Genomic DNA, 16,469 nt, shown 5'->3' with positions numbered 1-16,469 from the left:
TTATGAGCACACAAGATTTATTTGATGAATTAAGAGCCTATTGTCAAGCTAATGCAGATGATAAAGTAGTAGAAAAATACGGCCGCTATTTCAAGGAGGGTTTTGATGCCTATGGTTTAACAAGTGAGTTAATGACCGCGAAAGCAGATGAAATACTTGCCAGGGAAGAAGTGAATTTGGGGCAAGTTTTAGAGTTAAGTCCTTTATTAATTGAAACAGGTAAATACGAGGAGACTAGTTTTGCCTATTTATTATGCAAAGGTTTTGAGAAAGAATTTACGAGAGATACTTTTTTATCAATCGAAAAATGGTTTAGCATTGGCATAATTAATTGGGGACATACCGATGTAATAAGCAGTGAGTTAATATCAGATTTTCTCATTAACAATTTAGTAAGAGTAAGTGATTTTGATTCATGGAAAGTAGCTGAGAACAAGTTTCAGCGTAGAGCTGTTCCTGTAAGTTTAATAAAACCCATGAAGAAGGGATTGGATATACCCACCTTGCTTGAATACCTTGACTCGATGATGCTGGATAAGGAGCGCGTTGTTCATCAAGGTTTGGGCTGGTTTATTCGCGAATGTTGGAAAAAGCAGCCGGAAGTAGTTGAGGTTTTTCTGCATAAGTGGAAAGCCACAGCACCCCGTTTGATTTTTCAATACGCCACTGAGAAAATGAGCAAGGAATATCGTGTTCAATTTCGTAAGCCAAAGGGAAAGTAATGTTAACTAATAAAGAGTGTTCTCCACGCGTTCATTATACTTTGTTCAAAAGAAATGACGGACACGATCTTTGTTTTTAAAAACTTCCAAAAGATCGCATCCGTTTTAATATTAAAAAGGGTTTAACTCGACTTGTGATTATTTCTTCTTTTCAAGCATCAAGCTAAAAATAAACCAGAGAATTAATGAGCAAAGGTAAATGAGAATACCGTACAAAGTGGTGATCATAGATACCTTTAGTCCACCATATATCATGGCTGGCGAAATGCTTTCCACTTGTTCAAGTATCGAGAATGCTTCGTAGAACCCTATAAGTTGTCCTAGTATGCCCATGATTAATGCAAACAGCCCAATGGATTTACCGTATTTTAGTTGTTGTAAACTTTCTGCCACGTTGGAGTTGTTGGCTTTTGCAAAGTGATAAATAAGCCAAACCACCATGGTAATAAACAATAAGCTAAGAATACTCATAAAAAGAGAACCACCAGTAATAAATAAATCTTTCATAATGCGAAATTTTTGTGTGATTAATACTAGCATCAAATTAACGATGGTAGCTGAAATTAACCAAGGTCGAATCCGTTTGTTTAGCTGTTGTTTATCGACTAAAGCTAGGTATATTCAAAGTTTTAGCGAAATTTGAAGAAACAATAATTGAATATGCTTAAAAAATCATCGAACCCGCTTTACCACATATCGTATTGGATTTTTGTCGTGCTCATCATTACAATAGTTTTTGGTCGTTCGTGGGGGAATGGCACAGCTGCTTTTTTCTTTATATGCATGTTACTGCCTATCACATTGGGGACCTCTTATTTTTTTAATTACCTACTGGTACCTCGTTTTTACCTTAAGAAACACTACCGACGTTTTGTATTATACTCGGTTTACACCTTAATCGTATCCCTCTATCTGCAGTCAATTGTCATTTTGTTTTCGTTTATCTATTTGGGTAATTTTAGTTTTCGGAATATGGCACCCAATGCCTCTGACACCGTTCTACTGGCCGTTGTTATGTATTTATTAGTTTTTCTGGGTGCATTCTTGCTAATGGCACGCCAGATTAAGGAGAAAGAAAGACTTATACATCAACTAAAGGCCGATCAGGATAAAATGAAGGTGTCTGTTCTCGAAGTATTATCAAATCGAAAAATCGTTAAAATTCCCTTCGAAGAAATTGTATATATCGAGAGTATGGCCGATTACATTAAGGTTCATACAGCAAAAGAGGCCATTGTTAGTAAAGAGAAGATTAGCAAACTAAACGAACGACTGCCTAAACCATTTTTGCGCATACACCGCTCCTTTATCGTTAATGCCAATCACATAAAAACCGTTGCTTACAACGAACTTGTTGTAGATGAGGTCCGTTTAAATATTGGGCGCAGCTTCCAAAAGCAGGTTAAGGAAGTGCTTAAGGGCTTGGGGAGTTAATCGGAATGAATTGTTTTGGAAAATATATTTATGTTATTTACTTTCGTATGAAAGCTTACTCCTATAGACGTTATGACAAAAAAAATAAAGTTAGTATATCTATTTATACTTTTTTCTTCATTTATATCACTTCTGCATGCCCAAGAAGAATTGGTTATAGCTGGACAAATTACTGAAAAAGATAGTTTGCCAATTGCGGGCACCTCGGTTGTATTGAAAGGGGCATCAATTGGAACAGTTTCTAATTTTGATGGCAGATACAATATCTCGATAGATAATAAGATGGACACGATTGTTTTACAGTATTCATTTATTGGATTTAGAGTTAAAGAAGTCACTCTTATAAGAGATCAGAACGATCCTAAAAAGTTTTACATCAAAAAAGAAAAGAATGTCAAGAGGTAAGGCCAATATATACCTATTATTGCTTAAAGTTTGTTACGGTTTTATTTGTGGTCTTGTTAAAATCACCAATAATAAGAGAACATTTATAAGAGCAAAGATCGCCATTGGCACCCTAATACTGTCATTAAATTCTACGCTTTTATTATCCCAAAATAAGAATGATCAATCAAAAGTTGTTTATTCGAAACATGATACGCTGCGGTTGGATGTATGTTTAGAGCCAGATTTGGAAGAGCACGAAGAAGTTATTGTAACGTGTTATATGGGAGTGCCTCGAAAAAATAGAATTCCAATATTTTATGGAGGAGAAAGAGCCCTAAATGAATTTGTTGAAAAGGAGTTGGTTTATCCTAAAAAAGCATTACGAAAGAAAATTTATGGAACTGTAACTCTTTCATATGTAATTGATGAATTGGGAGATGTAATCGAAGTAGTTGTAATAAAAAAACTTGGTTATGGATGCGATAAAGAAGCTATTAGAATAGTTAATTCATTACCAAAGTTTCAACCAGGCATCAAAAATGGCGAACCTGCTAAATTTGAGAAGTCAATTTCTATCGATTTTAACTTACCTGTAAAGTGAAATTAAAAATTCCAAATATTAGTGTTGAAATAACAAGTGAGTGTAATCTAAACTGTAAATATTGTTACAATCATTGGCGACCTCAAGAGAATCGAGAAATTCTAAATTCATATAAAAAGGCAAAAAAGGTAATAAAACAATTGCTGAAACAGGTGGATGTAGAGACGATAACATTTACGGGTGGGGAGCCATTTATTAGCGAACGTTTCGAAGAAATATTATTATTTACACGTTTAAAGAAAAAGAAAGTCAATGTAATAACCAATGGTCAATCGATCAGCGATGAAGTAATCGAAAGCATCGTGAAAATGGGGATTCAGTTATTCGAATTGCCTTTTCACTCAATGTATCCTGTGATACACGATTCTATGACAGGCAAAAATGGATCTTGGAAGAAATCTATGGATTCAATTCATAGATTGGTGAATCGAGGAGGATATGTAGTTCCTGTTATCATTCTTACAAAACTAAATTCTTATCATATTGAAGAAACATTAGAAGCTTTATCCAAGTTGAAATTAAACCGAATTGTGATTAATAGATTCAATATTGGTGGAAATGGAATCAAACATAGTAATGAATTATTGCTTAGCTCAGAAGAATTAAATGAAACCTTTACTAAAATTAATACTTGTGCTACGGAACTTGGGTTGGATATTTCGTCTAATGTTTGTACACCTTTTTGCCTTTTAAACCCTTTGGATTTTGCTAATATTGAATTTAGTTCTTGTCCAACAAATATACTACAACGGCCTTTAACAATAGACCTTAATGGTGATCTTAGAATATGCAATCACTCACCAAAGTGTATTGGTAATATTTTTAAAACTGATATAGAAAAATTATTATCTGAAACATACGTTAAGAGTTGGGAGATAATAAAGCCTGAATATTGCAGTAATTGTGAAAAGTTTGAAGAATGCTTGGGCGGATGCAGAGCAGCTTCTGAACAGTTAGGCAAGGGGCTTCATCATGTCGACCCAATACTTGAATATAAAAACTAAACATTAATGAGATTGCTGTAAATCCAGTTCTCTAAAATGTAGTTTCAATCTGTCTCTTCTTGATTAATGTTAAAGATATACAATACCTACTATATGCTTATTATTTAAATGAAAGAAGAGGGGAGAACCTAATTATACTTCGACTGTTATAAGAGCGTTGGGATACGAATTTTATAATCAAATAACGAATACCGTTCTTTAAACGCTTTTTATGAAGGGAATATTATTAACTAATTTGGGATCACCAGATTCTACGGATACAAAAGATGTCAAAAAATATTTAGGTGAATTTTTAATGGATGAACGTGTAATCGACATTCCTTATTGGAAACGTTGGTTATTGATCAATGGAATTATTTTAAATGTTCGTCCCAAGAAGTCTGCTGCTGCCTACAAAAGAATATGGCGTGAAGATGGTTCTCCATTAGTTGTGTTTTCTGAAATGTTTACAAAAAAGGTGATCAGCAAAGTAGATATTCCTGTTGCTTTGGCCATGCGTTATGGATCTATGTCGATGGAAAAAGGGATTAAGGAATTGGCTGATAAGGGCGTGACAGAAATGTTTTTAGTGCCATTGTATCCACATTATGCCATGTCTTCATACGAAACAGTTGTTACAAAAGCAGAGGAAATTTTAGCAAACAATTATACGAATATCAAACTAGATGTTTTGCCTCCTTTTTATAACAAACCTGGCTACATAAAAGCAATGAGCGATAATATTTCTAATCATCTAAAAGACTTTAATTACGATCATATATTATTTTCTTATCATGGTATTCCTGAACGGCATATATTAAAATCTGATGTAACAAAAAGTCATTGTAAAATAGATGGTTCTTGTTGTGAAAGAAACTCGGTAGCACATCATACCTGTTATCGACATCAGTGCTTTGAAACCACAAAAGAAATTGTAAAGACTTTAAGCTTAAAGGAAGGAACATATAGTAATTCTTTTCAATCCAGACTACTAAAAGATCCTTGGTTAAAACCCTATACCGATTATGAATTGAAGAAGTTGCCTTCAGAAGAAAAGAAAAAATTAGCGGTTGTAACGCCTGCTTTTGTAGCTGATTGTTTAGAAACTTTAGAAGAAATTGCGATGGAAGGAAAAGATGAATTTTTAAAATCGGGAGGATTAGAATTTAAACATGTTCCTTGTATGAATGACAATGATGATTGGGTTGATGTTATGGTTTCTTGGATTGATGAGTGGAAAGTTGGCTCTTAACAAGCACTTAATAATAGCTTATTTCTTTAAAGTGCTGAGCGAAACCCAGTTTTTTACCGATGCGTCACTTATTTGTTAAACCTTCTGAAACCCCTAACAGGACTGGTTACCTATGCCCAGGGACGCTTCACCCTCGTGCAGGGCGACCCACCTTTTTCCAGCACGGCTCCAATCTCTCCCAGCAAGGCTTACCTTTTATCCAGTTCTATAACAAATCCCCACAGGACGGCTCACCTTTCATCCAATTCGTATTCAAACTGCGCTATGGCAACTTCCCTCTTTGCAGGATCAAATTTAAACAATTGTGTTATGAGCTGGTTTGTACACAAGGTTTAAACGTTTAACTTTGCGTAAATTTTTTGCTATGGAATTTAATGTAATGGAAATTGTATCGGCATTTATTGTTTTATTTGCCGTGATCGACATATTAGGCTCTTTGCCTATAATCTTGGATCTGAAAAAGAAAAATGGCCCAATTAAATCATTTCAAGCTACTTCGGTGGCCTTTGTCATAATGATTGTGTTCCTCTTTATAGGAGAAGCCTTACTCGGGCTTTTTGGTGTCGATATTTCTTCCTTCGCCATTGCAGGTTCCTTTGTGCTGCTTATTATGGCCTTCGAAATGATATTAGGCGTGGAGATATTCAAATATGACTCTCCATCTGGAGCCTCTATTGTTCCTATCGCATTTCCTTTAATTGCTGGAGCAGGTTCGTTTACTACTTTATTATCCTTACGTGCTGAATTTGAAACCATCAATATAATTATTGCTCTGTTTTTAAATATTGTTGTTGTGTTTTTTGTATTGCGATCTTCGAACCTCATTGAACGAGTAATTAGTGAAGGTGGCATGTATATCCTAAAAAAGTTCTTTGGTATTATTCTGCTGGCCATCGCCATTAAATTATTTATGACCAATTTTGGTAATGTTGTAATGGAATTTATTAAGTCAGTTAATTTGCAAGGATGATTATTATAGATAAGCCGTATGTTTCTGAATTTTTAATTGGTACCATTAAAAGGAATCAGTTTCCGGTTCTCGAAAATGAGTTCTCGAGAAACTATCAATCGGTTTTAGGATCTCTTCTTTTGGCTGAGGATGATTTTGTAAACGCTTTGCATAAAACAAATAGTCCTCGCCTATACAGTAATTCGGAGAATGCCATTGCATGGATTGCGGATAAATTAAGCACCTCAAATTTGTCCGATCACATTGCTTTCTTCAAGGATAAGTGCAGATTTCGAGAAGGGATTTCATCTATTTATCCAGATTTCTTTTTCAAAGAAATAGAGCTTGATCAATTAGACAGTTTAAACGTTGATGCATTTAAGTTTCCATTCATCATAAAACCGTCAACTGGTTTTTTTAGTATGGGCGTGTATAAGGTAAACAGCGCCGATGAATGGGACAATACCAAGAATGCTATTCGGCTTGAGATTGAGCAAGTAAAACATCTTTATCCCACAGAGGTGTTGGATACCAATAAATGGATTATCGAGGAGTACATAGAAGGAGATGAGTTTGCCTTTGATGCCTATTACGATGCCAACGGTGAGCCTGTTCTGTTGAATAGCTATAAACATTATTTTGCATCGAGTGAGGATGTAAGCGATCGGGTTTATTATACTTCTAAGCAAATCATTATAGAATACCTTGAGCGTTTTACAGATTTTCTAAAGCAAATTGGCGATTTGGAAGGGATTAAAAACTTTCCGGTACATGTGGAAGTGAGAATTAATGAACGAGGTGAGGCTGTACCCATTGAAGTTAACCCAATGCGCTTTGGTGGCTGGTGTACCACGGCCGATTTAACAGAGCAGGCTTTTGGTATCAATCCATATGAGTATTACCTAAATGCCCAAAAACCCAATTGGGATGCTATTTTATCACAACAAAACGACGACTTGTACAGTGTCATTGTGTTGGATAATTCTACCGGAGTGCATGGTAAACAGATTGAGGCCTTCAACTACGACAAATTAACTTCTCAGTTTTCGAAAGTACTAGAATTGCGTAAAGTAGATTATAAGGCATATCCGGTTTTTGGATTTATCTATGCACAGGTCAAACCCAAATGTTTTCATGAATTAGAGCGCATCTGTCAGTCGGATCTTAAGGAGTTTATATAGGTTTCCGTAATGATGCTCGATGAGCGAGCTTAGTTTTTGGACATCCTTTTGCATAAACATAGGAAAAAGAACCCTAAAGTGGGTTCAATTAGTTGCTCGCTTAATAAGTATCCTGAATAGTCCTTATCAACAAATTGTTCTTTAAATTCTCGATATCCGTTTTTGATTCATATACAATGGTACGGCTCTCATTAGGCAGTAAATCAAAATAATTATCGGAGAACCAACCTTCGTCACCATCTAAACTCAAGTACACATTCTTAGCCAACTTCTCGCACGATAAAGTAATCGTATATCCATCTGTATTCGGAACTATCTCCACCTTTACATCAACAGCTGGTAGTTTTAAATCTTTAGCTTCTTTAAAGTAAGATGTTGTTTCGTAAACACTTTCACCATTTTGAATAAGTTTTGTGGATAACACTGCCTGACTCACATCAATATTAGCTAATAAGGATTTCAATTCATGTTTAAATACCACCGTTGAGGTATTGGCTTTGATGTTTACTTCGGTGCTTGATTGCCATAACTCTTTACCATTGAAATCTAGAATACGCAATTGTAAATCAGCGGCTTCATCTTTGAATTTATCCGAAACAGCGTAGATCAATAAATCATCTGTTTTGGTATCGGGTACTGCCATGATAGGCGCAAAAGCTTTACGCGTGAAATATTGCAGTGCTTTCCAGTTGCCAAAATAATCGATGCTCGACCATGATGCTGCAGGCCATACATCGTTCAATTGCCAATACAAGCTACCCATGGTAATTGGCATGTTAATGCGGTGCCCTTCAATACCAGTTCGAATACCTTCAGCTTGCAATACCAAACCCACGTATAAAAAGGATTCGAAATCCTTTGGCTCGCGATAGTAGTTATCCATGTATCGTTTAATGGCATCGTTACCAATGAAGGAACGTTGGTGCGATTTCATTACTTCCGAGTTGATGTCGTAATCCTCTGGTAAGGCGTATTTTTTAACGGTTTTTAATTCAGGGAAGGATTGAAAGCCATATTCGCTGACAAACCTTGCCGCACCATCGTGATAGGTAATGAACGGTACATCCTGAAACCAAATGCGCCAGTCATGCTCGTCGCCATCAATTTTATTGGTGCGTATGGTATCGCCCGCCTGAGGACTCGATGCCCAATAGTATTTATCAGGATCGTGCTTTTCCACTGCTTTGGGTAGTACATCCAGAAATATGTCCTTATAAGCCTTCCACATGGCTTCAGCACCGTGGGGTTGCTCTCGTTCGTTATTCTCTTTCCAGCCCCAGCCAAACCAAGCACCCAGTATTTCGTTGTTACCACACCAAAGCGCAATGCATGGGTGGTTGCGCAAGCGTTTCACATTGTATTGTGCTTCCTGACTAACACTCTCTAAAAACTCAGGATGACCAGGGTACATATTGCAGGCAAACATAAAGTCTTGCCAAACTAGTATGCCATATTTATCGCATAAGTCGTAAAATATTTCTTTTTCGTAAATGCCACCACCCCAAACACGTAACATGTTAAAATTACAATTGGCAGCACTCTTTATGATGTGTTCATATTTTTCAGGAGTCACACGATCTAAGAATACATCGTTAGGAATGTAGTTGGCTCCTTTCATAAATACTGGCTGACCATTAAGTGTAAAATAAAACGAACGGCCTGTTTCATCTTTTTCACGAACCAACTCAATGCTCCTGACACCAAGAGTATGGCTGAAGCTTTCTTTTCCAGCATCCGTTTGAACTTGTCCTTCTAGCTCATATAAATGAGCTTCGCCCAAGCCATTTGTCCACCATAGTTTAGGATTATCAATATCGAAGGCCATTGTGTATTGGTGAAGGCCTTTTTTTAATTCTACAATCTGGTTTTTTATTTCTTCACCATCAAGTAATAGTGAAAGTTTGGCTTGTCCGGCTTGTGTTGCTTCAAGCTCAAAAATCGACTCTAAACGGGCTTGTTTTTCACTGACTTTCATTTGCCTTGTATGTATGTTTTTGAGTTTAGTGTTGTTCCAAGCAATGAGTTCAATGGGTTCCCAAATGCCCGATGTAACCAGACGTGGACCCCAGTCCCAACCAAACTGGTAAGGTGCTTTACGTACATGCGGACTTACCCATTTCCCCCCAGGTACTTTTCCAATTTTCGCCAAATCATTTGAAGATGATTGAACTACATATGGATAGTTGTCGTAAATATCGAGCCCCACTTTAATGGGTGAATGAAAATAGATACGCAGCGAGTTCGTTCCTTCTTTGAGTTGCTTTTTACAATCTATTTCCCAACCGCGAAACATGTTATCGGCCTCTAATATGAGTTTATCGTTTAAGTAAACATCGGCATAAGTATCGAGTCCTTTAAAGTTCAGGAAAATGACATCTTTTGCCAATACATTTTTATCCACATCGAAAGTAGTTCGGTATTCCCAATCTTTTTTGTCGATCCACTGCAGGTCGTGCTCATTGAGTCGGTAAAACGGATCTTTAATTATATCGTGACTTAATAAATCGGTATGCACGCAACCTGGCACTTTTGCCTCTAGCCAATTGTTTTGCTCAGCTTCGCTAAATTCCCAGGCACTGTTAAGTTCGATTACCGTTGATGAAGGAACACTCTGGTTTGAACATGCCAGAGTAGCTCCAAGCATTATCAAGGCTAAAAAATATTGACTAACCGTTTTCATTGTATATGCGTTTTTATTCAACTGTGAAAAATACAAGCAGAATACTATTTTACAAAGCTATAATTGTTAAAAAGATAGAAAGATTATTACACAATAACTAATGTTCACCTAATGTAGCTTAGGTATGTAATTTGTATCTTTATCAAAAGTGAATGTTTGGTAAAAGTGATATGATTTTAAGTTTAACCGAAATACTGGTATTTTCTTTTTTGTTGATGCTTTCGTTTATACTGATTGCAAATCCAATGAAGGTAAATGTTAAAGCCAACCGATGGTTTGGTTTGCTGCTGTTGTTATGGGCTTCGTATTGGTTTGATGAGGTTTATGGTTTGATATCACATAATGAAATTGAAATAAGTTCATACATTTTTGTGGCCTTCATTCAGTTTTTAGCTCCTCCAATTTTTTATATTAGTATTTGTTATTTTGCTGTGCCAGCCTATAAGGTGAGCTCAAACATTTCAAAACTTCTTTTGCTTCCCACTATTTATTTAATGTTTATTCTTGCCAATTGGTATTTCTCCTTGGATATGTATTGGGCGAAACTTGGGCTTATTTTAATCAATGCATTTACATTTATTACATTGTCTTTTTTGAAAATAAGGCGACATCAAAAAAACATACAGCAATTTGCATCATCAACTCAGGAGATTAATCTTAATTGGTTAGAGTATATCATTATTGCGATTGTCGTTTTAGTTGTGGCGGTTAGTGTGTTTAATTTGGTCTTCTTCACATTGCCACTTAATGGTTTTATGAATGTGATGGTATTGTTAGTGGTGCTATTTATCACTTATTACTCCCTTAGGCAAACTGAAATATTTCCTAAAAATAAAGCCGAAGTAAAGGTTGTTGTAGATATTAATGCAGAGGAGCAGAATGAAGAGCCTAAGCGACAAGTTTTATCGGATGATAAGGTAGTGGAAATTAAAGCACAACTCGATTCGTTGATGGAACGGAAGAGTCCTTATCTGGATAGTGAGTTAACCTTAATGAAGCTTGCCCAACTATTAAACATTACATCTCATCAATTATCCTATGTAATAAATAAGGGGTATAGTGAGAATTTTTTTCAGTTCGTAAATCGATTTCGGATAGAAAAAGCGAAGCGGATGCTCGCTGATAAAAAAAATGAGAAGCTTTCAATCTTGGGTGTTGCCTTCGAATCCGGTTTTAGTTCTAAAACCTCTTTTAATACCACTTTTAAAAAGATGACCGAACAAACGCCTTCAGAATACAAGAAAAAATGTTCGGGTTTATAATAATTGACATGTTTGTTGTTTAATGTGCCTATTCCCAGTGTGGTAGCTAGGGGTGCGTTTTTATAAGTTTGAACCTTTATACTACTGTGGCCTTGTATTTTTGTCTTCGTAACATTAAATCTATTGCAGATATGAAGAAAATGAAGTTGTTTGTATTAACCTGTTTATCTATCCTGTTATCAGGAATGGTTAATTTAAATGCGCAAGGGTCTGTTCAAACCTTGAAGGGAAGAGTGGTAGATGCTGATTCAGAAATTAGTATTCCGGGAGTTAATGTGCTTATATTGGAAACAACACCACAACTAGGTACTATCACTGATATGCATGGTTATTTTGTATTGGAAAATGTACCCGTAGGACGATATACCATACAAGTTAGTTTTTTAGGTTACGAACCTGCTATTTTATCGGAAGTACTCCTTGGTTCGGGAAAAGAAGTGGTGCTTACTATCAAACTAAAAGAAGCTTTTAAGGAATTGGGTGAGATTGTGGTTAAACCAAAGCAACGCAAGGATAAAGCTGCGAATAACATGGCTACCTTATCGGCACGTTCATTTTCTGTTGAAGAAGCTGGGCGTTTTGCCGGAGGCTGGAATGATCCTTCGCGTTTGGCTGGATCATTTGCTGGTGTATCTATGGCCGAAGGTGTCAACGACAATGCCATTGTGATACGCGGTAACGCGCCAAAGGGAATTCTCTGGAGGCTTGAGGGTGTTGAAATACCCGCTCCAAATCATTTGAATGGTGTAAATAATGGTGGAGGTATTGAAACGGTCTTTAGTGTTAATATGCTCGATAATTCGGACTTCTTTACGGGTGCTTTCCCTGCTGAATATGGCAATGCCACATCTGGTGTGTTCGATATCAAATTCCGTAATGGCAATCGCGACAAACGAGAATCGGCTTTTCAGATAGGAAGTCAGGGCATTGATATAAGTTCAGAAGGGCCATTTAAGGATGGAGGCAAGGCTTCATACCTTTTTAACTACCGTTATTCAACCATGGGTTTGGTAGGTCAAATTGTTGATATGAATGTTGGCCTACCCAAATATCAGGATTTGAGTTTTAAGGTAAATTTACCAGCTAAAAAGGCTGGAACCTTCTCAGTGTGGGGCATTGGTGGTTTGAGCAATGTGGCTTTCGAACCCGAGGAGGCTGATAAATGGGAAACATCGTGGGATAATAATAAATACGATACTGGTTCTGATATTGCAGCAGGTGGGTTAAATCATCGCATTAATTTATCGCAAAAAGCTTATTTATTTTCGTCAGTAGTAGGGAGTATTGATCGATTTACCAATGTGAGTGATCAGTTGCAACGTGATGGATCGGTTGTGTCTTTGGCCGACCATAACGAAGAAAATTGGCGATTGATCATGAGTTCATATTTGAATTATAAATTTGGCAAGCGCCATACTAATCGCACAGGTTTTACCTACACCAATCTTAACTTCGATTTGGATATTCTCGGAAATCCTGATCCTGGAGTAGAGGATGAATTGATACGAATAGCTGATCAAAAGGGCGATTCATATCTATTACAAGCTTATTCCCAGAGTAAGTTTCGCGTAGGCCCAACCTTCGATATTAATGCCGGAATCAACTTTTCGTACTTTGGTTTAAATGAGGAGTTGATGCCTGAACCTCGTCTGGGATTAACCTGGCGATTTATTCCTAAACATTCATTTGGATTGGCCTATGGAAAGCACAGTCGTTTGGAGCCCTTGCGTTTTTATTTGGCTGAAGATGATAATAATAATTTACTCAATCCTGATTTAAAAGTGAGCAAGGCCGATCATTTCGTGTTTTCATACAATTGGCGTGTGAATAGCAATATGTCGCTAAAGATTGAACCTTATTATCAACGTTTGTATGATGTTCCGGTATTACCGGGTACATCAGAGTCCTTACTTAATTATCAATGGGACATGTATTTTGATGAAGCCTTAAGCAACGATGGTAGCGGAACGAATGTAGGAATAGATATTACACTTGAGCGTTACATGAAAGATGGTTACTACTATATGTTAACGGGTTCGTTTTTTGATTCTAAATACATTGGTGGCGATGGTGTTGAGCGAAATACATCCTACAACCGAAATGTAGTATTAAACCTATTAGCTGGTAAAGAGTGGAAAGTTGGTGAAAACAATCTATTCAGTGTAAATGGTAAGTTGGCCTTTATGGGAGGTAATCGTTTTACACCACCCGATCAGGAAGCCTCGCAAGCCAGCGAAATGGTTGTGTTAGACGAGAGTCGTGCTTTTGATTGGCAGGAGGATAATAAATATTTTCTTGATTTAGCTCTTAATTATCGTATCAATAGAAATAAAGTAGCTCACATTCTAATTCTACAGGGTAAAAATATCTTGATGCAAGAAGAGATGTTTGGTTGGGCTTATGATTTTAAAAAGGGGGAAGCTGTACCACACGGCATGACCATGATTTATCCTTTTTTTAGTTACCGTTTGGAGTTTTAAGGAATAGCTATGATTTTAAACTATGGAGCGGCTCTTTTTTGCAAGCTGCAAATCAAGAGCCGCTCCTTGTATTTTTACAATATGGCTATGTTTATATTAACACCCGGATAAACATTCTTAAAGAAATCGTTGAAATACATTTGTGGCCCAACCGTTACCGATTTGTTTAGGTTGGTATATAAACCCAAACGAAAGGTATTGTTATCAAAGAAGTCGCCTCTTCTCTTTATCAGAAAACCAATGTCAATGCCTGCCCATTTATCTTTACTTGGCGAATCAGAGAAATTAAAGGCATAACCTACATCAATAAATTCATTGATATTTTTCTCAGATGGAGAAGTAAAATTGTATAGCCACTGATAGCCAAAAGTGAATGAGTGTTTGTCAACCATCTTACGCGGTAAAATTAGTGTCATACGCGCATGAAAACTACCCAGCCATACACTCTTAATACTTTGTAAACCCGTTCCGGCCGATAATTGAATCACATCGGTGGGATGCTCTGGTATCTGATTGTATTCTAATGTCGTTTCCGATTTGTCATTCACTTTTATCCACGACGAAAAAGGTTTTCGTTTTAAAAATTTATATTCTTCTTCCTTAAAGCTGGCAGCTAATTCATTGTTGATTTTTTCAAAATCATAGTCTAACAATTTGTTTAACTGGCTCATGTCAGAGAAATGCACACGTGCTTTGTAATGATTATATTTCGAATTATTGCTTAAAACTAGCAAATGAATACGCTGATTAATATGGTGTAAATTGTTCGTATCAACTAAAGTGATTTTTGTTTTGGGTTTATAGTCCTCAAAACTAATAGAGTATTCTTTGGAGGTAAAATGTTTAACAATGTTGTTAAATTCAATGCGCATGGGCTGTTGATCGTTGATTGCATCAGTCTCCAGTTTTTTAAATTGCTCAAGAAAGGTACTCAGGTAAGTTTGAAATTTATCGAATACTTTCACATCACCTGGGGCACGATAATGAACCAATTGTTCAATCATTACGCCATTGGGCATTTTAAGTATAAGGGTATCCTGATGTACCTTGCTGGCATAAGAGTTTTGAAGAATTGCAATCAGACATATTGAGTATATTATTAGTCGTTTCATTGTATTTACTTTACGGTTTTTATTATCTGAATGAAATTGATCGGCGTATAGGAGATGTCGATACTGCCTTTTTACCAAGTTTAAATTTTAGTTTTTCTTCCTTACTAACTTTGTTATTTTTAATTGTTGTGTTTGAAATTGAAGAAGCCAATAGCTCTTCATTTAAATTGACTTTAAATGATTCTTTCTTTTCTAAGCTATTTACAACAATCTGATAATCGTTTTGAATTTCTTCCATATTTGCAAGTAAGATTCGAATGCTGTCGTTAAGGCCAATTGATGCCAGAGTTAATTGATCGAGCGAAGATTGCAGTTTTGCGTTTTCCATTTCTAATTGAGCGATTTGTTCGTAATTAGTGTTTTCCATTGATTGCTTTTGTGCCACCAATACAGGTTTTTCTTTTTCAATGGTAATGTATTCTACTTTTGGATTATTCGAAAGCCGCGCTATTGAATCTCGCAGGTGAGCAATTTGCTTTTGTTGTTTAAGCTGTTCTTGTTGTAAGGCAAGATTTTGATGTTTTACAGTTTTACTCGAATTGAAGCTATACATAGCTAAAGATGATAACAAAACAATTATCACAGCTGCTGCAATACGCTGCCATATTTTTCCATTTTGAGCATCTTCAAGTTGTAGCTTATTAAGCATAGCTGTTTTATTGAAACCAATATGCGCAGGTGATTCTTCCCACTTCTCAATGGCTTCTTTTATATGATCTTCATTGATTGGTTGCATAGTAGTTATCGTTTTTTAGTATTTGATTCTGTAATAATTTTCGAGCCTTGCTCAGTTGTGATTTAGAAGTCCCCACGCTTATGGATAACATTTCGGCAATTTCACTGTGTTTGTAGCCTTCTATTACATATAGGTTGAATACCGTTCGGTAACCATCGGGTAATTTTAGTACCAGATTTACAATGTCTTCTTCGTGTAATTGCTGATCTGTTTGTATTGGCGCCTCTTTCGTATGTTCATTAAGTACAATTGTATCCTGAAACCGTAGATGTTTTCTTATTTCCATTAAGGCTTGGTTAATGGTTATTCTTCGCGCCCAGGCTTTAAAGGCTACCTCCTCTTCAATATCGCTCCGATCAATTTTATTAAAAATATTCATGAAAGCTTGTGATACTGCCTCTTCAGCCAAATGAGTATCTTTTAAATAACGATACGCGATTTTAAACAAGTAACTCGAATACTTGTCGAAGACAATGTACTGTGCCTTGGTGCGTTTCTTTTTTAAATCTTTTATTAGCTTATTCACAGATCAGGTAAAATTGTCGTACGCTAATATAAATGCTAGTTCATAATAAATGGTTGCCCTTGAGCAAAAAAAAAGAGGCTGTCTCAAAAGTGAATTTAAAACCCAGATAACTTATAGATTAAAACTTAACCTTTATTTCTACCCCTCCAAACCTCCCCTAAAGT

Annotated in this window: 15 protein-coding genes; 10 read left to right on the top strand and 5 right to left on the bottom strand. The window is 36.3% G+C overall.

The annotated features are described in order from the left end of the window. Positions 1 to 2 precede the first annotated feature (2 nt). Entirely contained in the window at positions 3 to 722 is a 720-nt protein-coding gene (locus ACRD7B_RS06820) for a DNA alkylation repair protein (RefSeq protein ID WP_430823742.1), read from the top strand. 138 nt (positions 723 to 860) lie between these two features. Here the strand turns inward: ACRD7B_RS06820 and ACRD7B_RS06815 are convergent, their stop codons facing one another. After that, positions 861 to 1,229: a MotA/TolQ/ExbB proton channel family protein gene (locus tag ACRD7B_RS06815; protein ID WP_430823741.1), complete on the bottom strand. Its 369-nt coding sequence runs from the start codon at positions 1,227 to 1,229 to the stop codon at positions 861 to 863. A 153-nt stretch (positions 1,230 to 1,382) separates the two neighbouring features. Between ACRD7B_RS06815 and ACRD7B_RS06810 the strand changes: the two genes are divergently transcribed. From ACRD7B_RS06810 to ACRD7B_RS06780, 7 genes are all read left to right on the top strand, one after another. After that, positions 1,383 to 2,156, top strand: a complete 774-nt coding sequence (locus ACRD7B_RS06810; protein ID WP_430823740.1) for a LytR/AlgR family response regulator transcription factor — start codon at positions 1,383 to 1,385, stop codon at positions 2,154 to 2,156. Between the two features lie 72 nt (positions 2,157 to 2,228). After that, positions 2,229 to 2,561, top strand: coding sequence for a carboxypeptidase-like regulatory domain-containing protein (locus ACRD7B_RS06805; protein WP_430823739.1), 333 nt, complete (start codon positions 2,229 to 2,231; stop codon positions 2,559 to 2,561). Further along, complete coding sequence (locus ACRD7B_RS06800; RefSeq protein WP_430823738.1) at positions 2,548 to 3,144, top strand: energy transducer TonB; 597 nt, start codon at positions 2,548 to 2,550, stop codon at positions 3,142 to 3,144. The genes ACRD7B_RS06805 and ACRD7B_RS06800 overlap by 14 nt, the downstream gene beginning before the upstream one ends. Beyond that, positions 3,141 to 4,148 carry a radical SAM protein gene (locus tag ACRD7B_RS06795; RefSeq protein ID WP_430823737.1) on the top strand — a complete coding sequence of 336 codons (1,008 nt, stop codon included), beginning with the start codon at positions 3,141 to 3,143 and terminating at the stop codon, positions 4,146 to 4,148. The genes ACRD7B_RS06800 and ACRD7B_RS06795 overlap by 4 nt, the downstream gene beginning before the upstream one ends. A 211-nt stretch (positions 4,149 to 4,359) precedes the next feature. Further along, entirely contained in the window at positions 4,360 to 5,379 is a 1,020-nt protein-coding gene (gene hemH, locus ACRD7B_RS06790) for a ferrochelatase (RefSeq protein WP_430823736.1), read from the top strand. A gap of 346 nt (positions 5,380 to 5,725) precedes the next feature. Next, positions 5,726 to 6,349 (top strand): MarC family protein, encoded by a 624-nt coding sequence (locus tag ACRD7B_RS06785; protein WP_430823735.1) that lies wholly within the window; start codon positions 5,726 to 5,728, stop codon positions 6,347 to 6,349. Then, positions 6,346 to 7,509 (top strand): ATP-grasp domain-containing protein, encoded by a 1,164-nt coding sequence (locus ACRD7B_RS06780; RefSeq protein WP_430823734.1) that lies wholly within the window; start codon positions 6,346 to 6,348, stop codon positions 7,507 to 7,509. Before ACRD7B_RS06785 ends, ACRD7B_RS06780 begins: the two co-directional genes overlap by 4 nt. A 100-nt stretch (positions 7,510 to 7,609) precedes the next feature. On the opposite strand, the gene ACRD7B_RS06775 is transcribed toward ACRD7B_RS06780, so the two are convergent. Next, positions 7,610 to 10,189: a beta-mannosidase gene (locus ACRD7B_RS06775; RefSeq protein ID WP_430823733.1), complete on the bottom strand. Its 2,580-nt coding sequence runs from the start codon at positions 10,187 to 10,189 to the stop codon at positions 7,610 to 7,612. A gap of 152 nt (positions 10,190 to 10,341) precedes the next feature. Between ACRD7B_RS06775 and ACRD7B_RS06770 the strand changes: the two genes are divergently transcribed. Then, positions 10,342 to 11,451, top strand: coding sequence for a helix-turn-helix domain-containing protein (locus ACRD7B_RS06770; RefSeq protein ID WP_430823732.1), 1,110 nt, complete (start codon positions 10,342 to 10,344; stop codon positions 11,449 to 11,451). A 131-nt stretch (positions 11,452 to 11,582) separates the two neighbouring features. Continuing rightward, positions 11,583 to 13,931, top strand: a complete 2,349-nt coding sequence (locus ACRD7B_RS06765; protein ID WP_430823731.1) for a TonB-dependent receptor — start codon at positions 11,583 to 11,585, stop codon at positions 13,929 to 13,931. A 74-nt stretch (positions 13,932 to 14,005) separates the two neighbouring features. Here ACRD7B_RS06765 and ACRD7B_RS06760 read toward each other — a convergent pair whose 3' ends face one another. Genes ACRD7B_RS06760 through ACRD7B_RS06750 form a run of 3 tightly spaced genes read right to left on the bottom strand, consistent with a single transcriptional unit; the run spans position 14,006 to position 16,305 of the window. Beyond that, complete coding sequence (locus ACRD7B_RS06760) at positions 14,006 to 15,043, bottom strand: hypothetical protein (RefSeq protein WP_430823730.1); 1,038 nt, start codon at positions 15,041 to 15,043, stop codon at positions 14,006 to 14,008. A 22-nt stretch (positions 15,044 to 15,065) separates the two neighbouring features. Then, positions 15,066 to 15,779, bottom strand: a complete 714-nt coding sequence (locus tag ACRD7B_RS06755; RefSeq protein WP_430823729.1) for a hypothetical protein — start codon at positions 15,777 to 15,779, stop codon at positions 15,066 to 15,068. Beyond that, on the bottom strand, positions 15,763 to 16,305 hold the full coding sequence (locus ACRD7B_RS06750; protein WP_430823728.1) for an RNA polymerase sigma factor: 543 nt from the start codon (positions 16,303 to 16,305) through the stop codon (positions 15,763 to 15,765). The genes ACRD7B_RS06755 and ACRD7B_RS06750 overlap by 17 nt, the downstream gene beginning before the upstream one ends. Positions 16,306 to 16,469: the final 164 nt, after the last annotated feature.

The sequence above is a fragment of the Carboxylicivirga fragile genome, from assembly GCF_050589805.1.
Classification (GTDB): domain Bacteria; phylum Bacteroidota; class Bacteroidia; order Bacteroidales; family Marinilabiliaceae; genus Carboxylicivirga; species Carboxylicivirga fragile.
The sequence above is the reverse complement of the archived record's forward strand: the minus strand, read 5'-3'. Positions and strand labels throughout refer to the sequence as shown.